The 11538-nt window shown below is 68.2% G+C and carries 11 protein-coding genes; 2 read left to right on the plus strand and 9 right to left on the minus strand.

The features are described from left to right. Positions 1-81: 81 nt before the first annotated feature. Both HOO61_RS24915 and HOO61_RS13720 read left to right on the plus strand, forming a co-directional pair. Positions 82-1008, plus strand: a complete 927-nt coding sequence (locus tag HOO61_RS24915; RefSeq protein WP_367650171.1) for an NlpC/P60 family protein — start codon at positions 82-84, stop codon at positions 1006-1008. A gap of 61 nt (positions 1009-1069) precedes the next feature. Beyond that, positions 1070-2263, plus strand: coding sequence for a hypothetical protein (locus tag HOO61_RS13720; RefSeq protein WP_172259285.1), 1194 nt, complete (start codon positions 1070-1072; stop codon positions 2261-2263). 81 nt (positions 2264-2344) lie between these two features. On the opposite strand, the gene HOO61_RS13725 is transcribed toward HOO61_RS13720, so the two are convergent. The 9 genes from HOO61_RS13725 to cpaB all read right to left on the minus strand — a co-directional run bounded on the left by HOO61_RS13725 (position 2345) and on the right by cpaB (position 11446). Beyond that, a complete protein-coding gene (locus tag HOO61_RS13725) occupies positions 2345-2500 on the minus strand; it encodes a Flp family type IVb pilin (RefSeq protein WP_172259286.1) in 156 nt (51 codons plus the stop codon). A 72-nt stretch (positions 2501-2572) separates the two neighbouring features. Further along, positions 2573-2746 (minus strand): Flp family type IVb pilin, encoded by a 174-nt coding sequence (locus tag HOO61_RS13730; RefSeq protein ID WP_172259287.1) that lies wholly within the window; start codon positions 2744-2746, stop codon positions 2573-2575. A 198-nt stretch (positions 2747-2944) separates the two neighbouring features. Next, on the minus strand, positions 2945-3592 hold the full coding sequence (locus HOO61_RS13735; protein ID WP_172259288.1) for a response regulator transcription factor: 648 nt from the start codon (positions 3590-3592) through the stop codon (positions 2945-2947). After that, positions 3567-5141 (minus strand): sensor histidine kinase, encoded by a 1575-nt coding sequence (locus HOO61_RS24920; protein ID WP_172259289.1) that lies wholly within the window; start codon positions 5139-5141, stop codon positions 3567-3569. Before HOO61_RS24920 ends, HOO61_RS13735 begins: the two co-directional genes overlap by 26 nt. 7 nt (positions 5142-5148) lie before the next feature. Next, positions 5149-6078, minus strand: coding sequence for a type II secretion system F family protein (locus HOO61_RS13745; RefSeq protein ID WP_172259290.1), 930 nt, complete (start codon positions 6076-6078; stop codon positions 5149-5151). 1 nt (position 6079) lies between these two features. After that, positions 6080-7972 (minus strand): type II secretion system F family protein, encoded by a 1893-nt coding sequence (locus tag HOO61_RS13750; RefSeq protein WP_172259292.1) that lies wholly within the window; start codon positions 7970-7972, stop codon positions 6080-6082. After that, on the minus strand, positions 7969-9429 hold the full coding sequence (locus tag HOO61_RS13755; RefSeq protein WP_172259294.1) for a CpaF family protein: 1461 nt from the start codon (positions 9427-9429) through the stop codon (positions 7969-7971). The genes HOO61_RS13750 and HOO61_RS13755 overlap by 4 nt, the downstream gene beginning before the upstream one ends. Positions 9430-9431: 2 nt before the next feature. Further along, a complete protein-coding gene (locus HOO61_RS13760) occupies positions 9432-10670 on the minus strand; it encodes an AAA family ATPase (protein ID WP_172259296.1) in 1239 nt (412 codons plus the stop codon). Then, positions 10667-11446, minus strand: coding sequence for a Flp pilus assembly protein CpaB (gene cpaB / locus HOO61_RS13765; protein WP_172259298.1), 780 nt, complete (start codon positions 11444-11446; stop codon positions 10667-10669). The genes HOO61_RS13760 and cpaB overlap by 4 nt, the downstream gene beginning before the upstream one ends. Positions 11447-11538 lie beyond the last annotated feature (92 nt).

Below are 11538 nucleotides of genomic sequence, written 5' to 3' on the forward strand. Positions count from 1 at the left end.
GTTCCCCCGCTCGTGGCTCACACCCGCAAGCGAGTTGGCGCGACCGTTCTTGGTCTCTCCGCGATCGCTGCCATCGCTTTCGTGCCCGCGACTCCCGCGCAGGCCGATCCCGACATCCAGGACGTCAAGGCTCGCGTCGACCGCCTCTACCACGAGGCCGAGGCGGCGCAGGAGCGCCTCCACGACGCCAGGCTCGACCTCGCCGACCTTCGGAGCGACCTCAACGGCCTCAAGGCCGACCAGGAGCGCCAGGACGAGCGGCTCGACGCCGTTCGTGACCAGGTCTCAGACGCGGTCGTCCGACAGCTCGAGGGAGAGGGCATCGCGACGGTCGGTCAGATCGTCGTCTCAGACGACCCGGGAGCGTTCCTCGACTCCCTCTCGACGATGTCGTCCTTCAACGACCTCCAGGCCTCGCTGCTGTCCGACTACGACACCGAGCTCGCGGCCCTCGAGATCCGCCGTGAGGCCACCGGTGCCCGCACGAAGGAGATCGCGGAGCTCACCGAGCAGCTGAGCGCCGAGAAGGACACCGTCGACGACAAGCTCGCCGAGGCCAAGGACCTGCTCGCCGACCTCGAGGCCGAGGAGCGCGACCGCGTGCTCGCCTCGCGCGGCACGACGACCCGCGCGCCCAGCTCGGTCTCCGTCCCGGCGTCCGGCCGCGCTGCCGCGGCCGTGCAGTACGCGATGGCGCAGGTCGGCGACGCCTACGTCTACGGCGCCATGGGTGAGAACGCCTTCGACTGCAGCGGCCTCACCATGCGCGCGTGGGCTCAGGCCGGCGTGTCGCTGCCCCACTCCTCGAGCGCTCAGTTCAGCTCCGGTCCCCGGATCGCTGCGAGCGACCTGCAGCCCGGCGACCTGGTCTTCTACTACAGCCCGATCAGCCACGTCGGCATGTACATCGGGAACGGCATGATTGTGCACGCCGCCAACCCCGGCACCGGCGTCGCCGTGTCGGGTCTCCACTCGATGCCCTACGTCGGCGCGGTCCGCCCTGGCTGACCAGCAGACCTCGAAGGCCGGTCGTCCACTCCTGTGGGCGGCCGGCCTTTCGCTGTTCCTCGTGGTCGTCCTGGTGGTCATCGTTCTCGTCAGGGACGGACGTCAGGAGGTGGCTCCCGCCCCGCCCGTCGAGACGCCGCGCGCGAGTCCTGCCGAGGCTGCCCGCGCTCTGGCAGCGTTCGTCGAGGCCGTTCAACAACGCGACGCGCCGGCGATGGAGCGGCTGGCACCGTCCGAGCTGCCCGCCGCGCGCGAGCTGCTCTCGGGCATCGCCGCGAACGCCCGTTCGCTCGACCTCACCGCTGTCAGCGCACGGTACGTCGACCAGGTGGACACGGTCTCGTCGGACGGTTCTTGGACTGGGGTGGCGGAGCTGACGTGGCAGCTGCGCGGCTTCGACGACGAGCCGGCCCGTAGCGATGTCGCGGTCCTGTTCGCTCCCGACAGCGAGGGTCTCGGTATCGCCGGGTTCGAGGCATTCGCCGAAGAGGGCGGTCGGCTTCCGTTGTGGCTCCGGGGACGACTGTCCGTGGCGCGTGCGGACGACGTCCTGGTGATGGCGGACGGGCCCGCGAACGTGGCCGAGGCTGCGACTGATCGGGCAGTGCGCGGCATTGACGTCGTCAGACGAGCCCTGCCTGACTGGAGCTCGCCCGTCGTGGTCGAGATCCCCGACAGCGCGCGAAGCCTCGACGAGACGCTCGGCGCCGAGCCCGGGACGTACGCCGGCATTGCCGCCGTGACCGCACCAGCCGGGCGCGCGTCCGATGTCGACGGGCCCGTCCACGTGTTCGTAAACCCCGATGTCTCCGACGGACTGCGGCGCATGGGCGCGCAGGTGGTGATGAGCCACGAGCTGGTGCATGTCGCGACGGACGCCGTACGTCGACCGGTCGAGCCGTGGCTGCTCGAGGGCTTCGCCGACTACGTCGCGCTGCGGGGGACGCGGCTCCCGGACCGGGTGACCCTCGGCCGGGCCATCGAGGCGGCGAGGCGGGACGGCGTCCCGGAGGCGCTGCCGACGGCGGCGGACTTCGACCCCCGTGCGCGCAATCTGCAGGCCCGCTACGAGGAGGCCTGGCTGGCCTGCCGCATCATTGCCGAGCGCGTGGGCGAGCGAGCTCTCATCGAGGTCTACGGGGCTGCGACGCGACGTGATGACCTCGAACGAGCACTGAACGGAGCGGGGTTCGGCCTGGGCGACCTGACAGCGACATGGCGAGATGAGCTCCGTGTGCGGGTCCGTCGACAGTGAAGAAAGACATTGAAGGCGACCGATGATCGGTCGCCTTCAATGTCGATGGCCAAGCTGTCGCGGAGCTCCTGTCGCCGGTGGCTACCAGGGCCAACCGAGCGTGCCCTGGAAGATCCCGAGCAGCTCTCCGCCCAGGAGCGAGACCGCCGAGATGATCACGGCAGCGATCAAGCTGACCATGAGTGCGTACTCGACTGCAGTGGCCCCGCGCTCGTCATCGATGTGCATCTTCGGCATCGCGCTCGCCTCTCAGAGAAATGCAGCGAGCCGGCGTTGCGGGCTCGCAACGCCGGCTCGCTGGTGGTCGGCTCAGAGCTCGGCGAGAACCGTGTTGAAGGCACCGAGGATGGCCTGGCCCAGGAGGGCGACGGTGGCGACGATGATGGCCGCGATCAGGGCGACCATGAGGCCGTACTCAACGGCGGTCGCGCCCTTCTCCTCGTCACGGCCGACGATCATGAAGGTGATGAACTTCTCGAGCATGGAATTCCCCTTAGGTGACTGTGTGTTGGTGAGTCTCGGTTCCGAGCCCGCGTGGACCCGTCGAGGACAACTCTGCCAAGCCAGCCTCTTCGCCGAATCGGGTGATCGGCCGCGCCTCCGTAGTCTCTTGTGACTAGGGATGGCCCACCCGCACGGACGGCTCCGTCGCACGGGAAGACAGCACCCGGCAGAGCCACTTCAGAACCGTTGCGGCGACGCATGGTCCAGCATGCCGAGCCGCATCGCCGTCACCAGCGCCTGAGCCCGGTTGACGGCGCCCAGCTTCTGGTAGATGTGGGTGATGTGCGTCTTCGCGGTCGATTCGCTCATGTACAGGCGACCGGCGATCTCGCCTGTTCCCAGTCCGTCTGCCAGGAGGGTGAGCACTTCTCCCTCGCGCCCGGACAACTTGGGAGGTGCGGGGCTGGTCGCTCGACGCACCATCGCGGCGCTGAGCCCGGCGCAGAGGAAGGTCCTGGGTGCCACCGCGGCGTGCTTGGCTGCGCTGACGACCTCGGCCGCCTTGCTGTCCTTGCCGACGAACGCGGAGGCGCCAGCCTCCATCGCGGCGAAGATCTGGTCGTCGCCGGCGTGCATGGTCAGCACCACCACGCCGATGGAGTCGGACACTGCACGCACCGCCCGGGCGATCTCGAGACCATGCCCGTCCGGAAGCTGGAGGTCTGTGACCACCACGTCTGGAGTGAGCTGATGGCACGCCGCAACACCGTCGGCCACGTTGCCGGCCTGACCCACGACGGTCATGTCGACGTCACGCTCGAAGGCGCGCGCGAGTCCTTGGCGAATCAGCTCGTGGTCATCAACCAGTAGCACGGTGGTGCCCATGGGCAGTGCCTCCTTCTCGGGGGGTGGTCACGGTGGACCGCAGGCTGACGACGGTGCCGCCGTCCTGACGTGGACAGACGTCGAGCCGGGCGCCGACGCCCTCTGCCCGTTCGCGCATGGTCTGCAGCCCCCAGTGGTGTTCGCGTGGGCCGGCGTTCCCGACGCCGTCATCCTCCACCTCGAGCTGAAGCATGGTTCCGTCGGACTCGAAGGTCAGCCACAGGTTCTCGGCGTTGGCGTGCTTCCTGACGTTGCCGATGGCCTCCTGCGCCACGCGCAGGACTTCTGTCGCTGTGCGCGGCGACAGGGGCGGACCCGACTCGGCCAGGGACAGGTGCACGCGGAGACCGCTGGCGATGCTGACCGCGCGCGCGTAGTCGGCCAGCGAGCTCGCAACACGTCCGTCGGTGACTTGATGGCGCAGGTCGAAGATGGAGAACCTGATCTCCGACACCAAGCGGGTGATCTCGGCCCTGAGCACCGATGCCAGCTCCCGCGTCTGGTCCTGGTCGCTGATCGACTCGATCTCGTCGACGATGTATCCGAGCGCGACGATCTCCTGCGCGACGCCGTCATGCATCTCGCGTGCGATGCGGTTCCGCTCCTCCGAGGTGGCGAGCGTGCGGACGTCGTCGAAGAGCACGGCGGTGTCCAGTCGTAGGGCGAAGTCGTCTGCGACCTCGCGGGCCCGATCAGCGAGCTCATCGGTCCATCGAGGCACCCCGACCACCACGCAGTAGCCCAGCACCTGTTGCGCACCGCGGAGCGGAACGACCGCCGCGCCGGGCGTCCGATCGGAGTCGGGCAGATCGATCTCACGTGCGAGACGTTCCACGTCCGGGCCGGGGTTGAGTGCGCGCAGCGTTCTGTCGGGCTCCACGACGAAGACCGTCGATCGGGCACCGCTGGTCGCTCGACGCATGGCGTCCTCGAGCTCACTGGCAAGCGAGGTGCTGTCCAGGCCCAGGGTGCCTGAGGTCGCCAGCTGGTGGATGCGGGCCATCAGGAGGTGGGCCGCGGCATACGGCGCCTGCCGCGCAGCGAGGTCGCGCGTGGCGCGGGACTGCCAGCTCGCGAGCAGCCCGACCCCGAGGCCGATCGCAAGCCACGGCGCACACGCTGCCGCACCCTGGAGGGCGTCGCCTCCGGGCTCGAGCGCCAGGGTGGCAGCGGCCGTGAAGGCTGACAGGAGTGTCACGTTGAGCGTGGTGACCAGACCGTGCCGTACGCCGGCGACCACAGGCGGAACGGCGAGGTACGCGACGGGACTCGAGGATGAGGACGCGCCCACGATCACCGTAGTGACCGCCACGGCCTCGGCCACGGAGTGCCAGTGGGTGAGCTTGTTCCTGCTGGACCACTCGAGAAGGGACGAGGCCGCGGACACGACAGCCAGCACCAGCAGGAGCGGAAGGACCTCACTCAGTGTCCCGCTGCTGATCGCGTTGCCGGTCGCCAGTGCGAGGGCGAAGACGCGTACGGCAGTCGTCGTGCGCCACGTCCGGAGCTGAGGGCCGCCAGGCGCTTCGGTCGATGGGAGCGTCTGCACCGCGAGCCTAGCTGCCGAAGGCTTCCATCATCCCGATAGCCGCAGGGCCCATCACGATAATGAAAAGGCAGGGGAGGATGAACAAGACCAGGGGCACCATGATCTTGACGGGCACCTGCTGCGCTTTCTCCTCAGCTCGTTGCCGCCTCTTGGTGCGCATCTCCTGGCTCTGGACACGCAGCACGCGACCGATGGGGATTCCGAGGCTGTCCGCCTGCACCATGGACGTACAGAATGATCGCAGGTCATCCAGCGACGAGCGCTCTGCCATGCTGCGCATGGCTTGGACTCGGCCCACTCCGATCTGCATCTCCTGAAGGAGACGGCCGAACTCCTGCGCGAGGGGGCCCTCGGTGTTCTTGGCCACGCGTGCGACTGCGGAGTCGAAGCCGAGCCCGGCCTCGACCGACACTGTGAGCAGGTCGAGGGCATCCGGCAACGACTTGCGCATGAGTGCCTCCCGCTTCTGCCCAGCGTTGTAGAGCAGGACGTTGGGCAGCACGTAGCCGAACCCGGCGACCGCTGCCGTGGCGATCACGACGCGGTATAAGGGCCAGTCAGTCGACGCGATGTACAGGAAGCCGAGAACGCCGAAGATGCCGAGGCCCAGCACCTTCAGGCCGAGGATGCGGTTCACATCCCAGCCCTTGGGGTTGCCAGCGATATCGAGGCGGTGCTGGATCTTCTTCGCGGTGTCGGCGCCAGCCAGCTTGCGGCCAACGCCGACGAAGCGGTCGCCCAGAGGAGCGAGCACACGTTCCGCGAACGGTCGCTCGAGCTCTTCCTTCATGACGTCGGGAGCTGACTCGAGTGCGTTGATGGCGGCGACAGATCTCGCCACGCCGCGACGCTCGACAGTTGTCACGCCGATGAGTGACAGCGTGAGGGTGCCGGCGACGAAGAGCATTCCCGCACCGAGCATCAGGATGGGCGACATGTCAGACCTCCACCTTCGCCAGCTTGGCCATGAAGAAGCTCCCCACGCTCAGGAAGAGGGCGGCCACGATCAGCATGATCCACCCGAGGCCCGTGGTGTAGAGGGGCTCCACGTACTTGCGGTTGGCCATGAGCATGTAGCCGAACATTCCCACGGGCAGCGCACCGAGGATCCATGCCGACATCCGGCCCTCCGCGCTCAGCGCCTTCACCTGTCGGCGCAGGTACTCGCGCTCACGCAGCGTGTCCGACACTGTGTGCAGGATCTCGGCCAGGTTCCCACCGACCTCACGCTGGATCCGGATGGCCATGACCACCCACGTGAAGTCCTGACTCTCCATTCGCTGGCCGATGCCCTCCATCGCGTCCGTGATGTCGATGCCGAGGCGCTGCTCGATGAGCGCCCGCTTGAACTCACCTGCGATGGGTTCGTTGCCTTCCCGCACGACGGTGTCAACGGCCTGTGGAAGGGACAACCCCGCTTGGAGTCCGCCTGCCATGAGTCCGAGTGACTGCGCGAGGTTCGCGTTGAACTTGGAGAGTCGGCGCTTGTGGCGGAAACGGAGGTAGATCCAAGGAAGCACGATGCCCAGCACGAGTCCCAGCACCGCGGTGGCGGCGCCCCCGACGAGGAACCCGACCAGTGCGCCACCCACCGCGATCGCGGCGTGCAGGAGCACCCACTCGGCCGCTGTCAGAGCCGAGCCCGCGCCCGTGAGACGCTGTGAGATCCGGGTTTCGAGGTCCGCTGTGACCACCTTGTCCGCCACTGCCACCGCAGACCCCTTGAGGTCCGCGGTTGCGGCCTGGCCTCGCCTTCGCGACTCCCGCCCATCGCCGAAGTACTCGTCCAGGCGACGCTCGGATGCCGTCCGACTGTCGGTGGCTCCGACGAGCACGGTCACCAGCACACCGCCCAGCCCGACTGCGAGGGCAAGGGCGCCGACCAGCATCACGGGGCGGCTGACGAGCGCCTTGCCGGAGTCGACGACGTCGAGCTGCGTCCCGGTGCCCGCGAAGGCGACCAGAGCGGAGTCGTGGAAGGTCTGTCCGGCCGATGTCAGGGTCACGTCCACGGACGCGTCGGTCGTCACGTCGCGAGGCGCCTCGAACGTGATGAGCAGCTGCTCGGCCAGCGCGTCCGCCTGACGGCTGAAGACCGTGGCGAGAGCGGCTCGGTCGGCCGGGATGACGGTGCCTCGCGTCGCATCGGCCAGGGAGGCCAGCTCCGCGGCCCGAGCGGCCTCGGCCAGCGACACGACGTCGACGACAACCCCGGCGTCGGCCGCTTGCCGCGACAGGACGTCGAGCGTCGTGGTGCTGCCGGTGTCAGCACCGTCCGACAGGACCAGGACGGAGCGGGAGCCTTCGTCGCCCAACGCCGCCATACCGGCCTCGATGCCGTCGTAGACACTCGTTCCCCGCTTGAGCGTGACGCCCTCCAGCGCGGCAGCCACGGCATCGTGGTCGGTCGTCGGATCGATGGTCGTCGACACCTTGCCGGCAAACGCCACCAGCCCGATGCGGACGTCCTCGGGTGCCGCCGTCAGGTAGGCGTCGACCGCAGCCTTCGCGGCGTCGAACTTCCCAGCGCGCCGCATGCTGTTGCTCGCGTCGAGGACGAGCATGGTCGAGCGCTGGATGTCGCCGGCCGCGACGGTCTTGACGACTGAGTCGACGGCGCGCCCGTCCACGGCCACGTCCACCGAGTCTGCCTCGACCCCAGCGCCGCCCGGGAGGCGGTCGACCGAGAGAAGGAGGTTCACCTCCGACCCGGTGGACTCGACGTGGTCGATCGTGACCTCGTTCTCGGCGAATGCCGCGCCGGGTACGGAGAGTGCAAGTGCTGCCACCGCCGCGCCGACGCCGGACAGCCTGAGAGCGAGGCGCCTCATCGTCGACCGCCCACGGCGGCGAAGATGGCGGGATCCATGTGGACGCCGTGGTCCTGGAGCCGCTCGACGAAGCGAGGGCGCAGACCGGTTGATGCCAGACCGCCCTTGAACTTGCCCATGTCGTCCATGCCTGCGGCGTAGTCGAACAGGAAGACGTCCTGGGTGGTGATGATGTCGCCCTCCATGCCGACGATCTCCGTGATCGCGGTGATGCGGCGGGTGCCGTCCTTGAGACGGGTCTGCTGGATGATCAGGTCGACCGCACTGGCGACCTGCTCACGGATGGCGCGCACCGGCAGGTCCATGCCCGCCATCAACACCATCGTCTCCAGGCGGGACAGTGCGTCACGCGGGGTGTTGGCGTGAAGGGTGGAGATCGAACCGTCGTGACCGGTGTTCATCGCCTGAAGCATGTCCAGTGCAGCCGCGTCACGAATCTCACCGACGACGACGCGGTCGGGGCGCATGCGAAGGGAGTTCTTGACCAGGTCGCGGATCGTCACGGCGCCCTTGCCCTCGATGTTGGCGGGACGCGACTCCAGGCGCAGCACGTGGTCCTGCACGAGGCGCAGCTCCGCGGCGTCCTCGATGGTGACGATGCGCTCGTCGTCGGGGATGAAGGACGAGAGCACGTTGAGGGTCGTGGTCTTCCCTGCACCCGTACCGCCGGAGACGAGGATGTTGAGGCGGCCCTTGACGCATCCGGCGAGGAGCTCAGCCGACTGTCGGGTGAGTGTGCCGAAGCTGATCAGGTCCTCGACGGTGTAGGGGTCCTCGGAGAACTTGCGGATGGTGAGCTTCGAGCCGTCGAGCGCCAGGGGCGGGATGATCGCGTTGACGCGGCTGCCATCGGGCAGGCGGGCATCCACCATGGGGCTGGTCTCGTCGACGCGTCGGCCGATCTTGCCGACGATCTTGTCGATGGTGCGGCGCAGGTGTGCCTCGTCGGAGAACGACGTACCGGTCTTCACCAGCTTGCCGCTGCGCTCGATGTAGATGCTGTCGTAGGCGTTGACCATGACCTCGGACAGGTCCGGGTCACGGAGCAGCGGCTCGATCGGACCGTAGCCGAGGATGTCGTCCGCGATCTCCTGGGCGATACGCGTCCGGTCTGCCGAGGTCATCGGCATGTCCGTGTCTGCGAGCGTCGTCTGCAGAGCCAGTCGGACCTGCTGCTCGAGCTCGGACTGAGTCATGTTGGCGTCGTAGAGCTTGGGTCCGATCGACTCCACGAGGCGGGCGTGGACGACACGCTTCAGGTCACGGAACGGGTCGACGCCCTCCGGCGTCTTCTGCTTGCGACGGGCCGCGAGACTCGATGCGGAGGTCACGGCCGTCCCGGGTGCCTCCCCGGCTGCTGCGGTTCCGTTGACTCCCTCCTGGTCCGTTGCGGCCGCGGCGCCACCTCCGGAGCCGTTGAGGCGCGTCGCTGCGGCGAGTCGGTCGCTGAGTCCCATGATCAGCCCTTCCTGAGACGGAGCCGCCCGGACTTGCGCCCAGCGGATTCGGATGTTGCCGCGGAGGTCGACGTGTGGCCGAGCGTCGCTGCGAAGCGCACCAGGCCCCTGCTGTTCTGGTGTCCGGCGTAGGCGCGCACGAGGGGTTCACCGCGGTTGACGGCGTTGAGCACCTCGTTGGCCGACACGAGAGTCAGTGCGGCCTTGAGTCCCAGGGTCGATTCGTACTCGTCGACGGACAGGCCGACGCGGCCGTCGGCGCGATTGAGCACGAACCGCCACGAGTCCTTGCCGAAGTTCAACAGGTTCAGCGTGTTGGTCGCCAGCTTGAGTCCCTTGAGGGCTGGTATGTCGAGGGTGCCCACCAGGATGATCGTGTCGCTGCGGTCGAGCGCAGTCAGCGCTTGGTCGTCGAAGACGCCCGAGGTGTCGACCACGACAGCGTCGAAGCGGTACTTCAACGCGTCGAGCAGCTTGCCGATGTCCTCGGCGGTCGCCTGATCGGGACTGTCCAGGCGGATCGGCGCCGCCACGATGGAGAGGTTGTCGGAGTACTTCGTGAGGACGGAGTCGACCGCGCCGTCGTCGACGACGCCCTGGAAGCCGGCGAGGTCACTGATCGTCCTGGTCGGGTTCAGCTGGAGCATGATGGCGACGTCACCGCTGTTGACGTCGAGATCGACGAGGCAGACACGGTGTCCCGCATCGGCGAGCGCCACCGCGACGTTGGTGGCTACCAGGCTCTTGCCCACGCCGCCTTTGGTCGAGAAGACCGTGTGCAGGCGACCCGACGGGCCCTCTGCCGCCGCCTGGGCAGCAGCTGCCTCGGCGGCAACCTGCGCCATGGCTGCGTCGGCCGCAGCCTGCGCCTCACCCAGAAGCGTCTGGCCGATGGCGCTGGCGACGCTCCGCGCCCGCTGGACCGCGGTGGTCACGCCCGCCAGGTCCCGCGCGCCGACGACTTCCCGCATGCCGCTCCGCAACGCGAGCGCGAGTGCGTCACTGTTGACGGTGTCGCGCAGGAGGATGACACCGAGGTCGGGGCGCTGGACGCGCGCCCACTGCGCGAACTCGGCTGCGGAGTCGGCTGGAACTGAGGGCCCGATCACCACCGCGAACTCTTGGGGCGTCGCCTCGAGGTGGTCGCGCAGCGCACTCATGTCCTGGAACGCCGCGGAGCCGTGCAGCATCGCCTGCAGGATGTTGGCCTGCGACGTGTCCGGTTCGAGGATCGCGGTCACGGCGTCGTCCTGAAGTGCTCGGGCATCACGCCGCCGAGTCCGATGCCCGGTTCGTCCTGGATACCGCTGTCGTCCGTCAGCAGGGCGAAGGTGAGCTCGGTCGTGCGGTCGGAGTGGATCAGCTTCTCGGCCTCGGCCTGGCTGACGGCGATGGTCAGGATCGTCGTCGGAACCTCCTCGACGACCTCCTCCCCGTCGTCGCTCTGCGTGGTCCGGGAGGTGACGCTCGTGGTGCCGACACCCAACACCGGTACGCGTGGCAGGACGACTCGGGTCCAGTCGCCCAGCTTGGTCTCCTCGCCATCCGGGGCGATGCGTACCGGAGCCAGCGCCGTGCCGAAGATGGCCACCTCGTTCCCGGGGTTGACGAACCCGGCGACACGCTCCCAGTCGGTGAGCTCGACCGACACGGCCATCTTGTCGTCGGGGATGACCAGCGAGTCGGTGTCCCCGAGGGTGCCGAACTTGCGCGCGATCAGCTGCTCACCTGGGTAGATCGGTCCTGTCGCAACGAGGTCCGAGATCGAGCTCGTCGAGGACAGCGCGCCGTCGACGACATCGTCGCGCCGGACTTCCTTGGTGTCGAACTTGCCGGCTTCCTGCGCCGCCGAGACGGACTCGCCCGCCTCGAGGGTGTCCGTGGCCACGAGCACCTCCACGAGCTCTTGGCCCTCGGCTGCTCGCGCATCGATGCCTTGGACGTAGACGACGATCAACGCAGTGCCGATCAGTGCGATCAGCACGGCCACCATGAGGAGAACGGAACGGCGAGCCATGGGGCAGTCCTTTGGTTCGGGGAACCGAACGACACGTCCGATTCACACAACGGAGCGCCGGGCATCGGGCTTGGGAGGCCCCGGCGCCCAAC

The organism is Nocardioides sp. zg-1230, assembly GCF_013155335.1.
In the GTDB taxonomy this organism is placed as follows: domain Bacteria; phylum Actinomycetota; class Actinomycetes; order Propionibacteriales; family Nocardioidaceae; genus Nocardioides.

Coding starts and splice junctions, on each gene's coding strand:
- HOO61_RS13725 (WP_172259286.1), bottom strand. CDS start 2,500: ATGCCGAAGATGCACATCGATGACGAGCGCGGGGCCACTGCAGTCGAG.
- HOO61_RS13730 (WP_172259287.1), bottom strand. CDS start 2,746: ATGCTCGAGAAGTTCATCACCTTCATGATCGTCGGCCGTGACGAGGAG.
- HOO61_RS13735 (WP_172259288.1), bottom strand. CDS start 3,592: ATGGGCACCACCGTGCTACTGGTTGATGACCACGAGCTGATTCGCCAA.
- HOO61_RS13745 (WP_172259290.1), bottom strand. CDS start 6,078: ATGTCGCCCATCCTGATGCTCGGTGCGGGAATGCTCTTCGTCGCCGGC.
- HOO61_RS13750 (WP_172259292.1), bottom strand. CDS start 7,972: ATGAGGCGCCTCGCTCTCAGGCTGTCCGGCGTCGGCGCGGCGGTGGCA.
- HOO61_RS13755 (WP_172259294.1), bottom strand. CDS start 9,429: ATGGGACTCAGCGACCGACTCGCCGCAGCGACGCGCCTCAACGGCTCC.
- cpaB (WP_172259298.1), bottom strand. CDS start 11,446: ATGGCTCGCCGTTCCGTTCTCCTCATGGTGGCCGTGCTGATCGCACTG.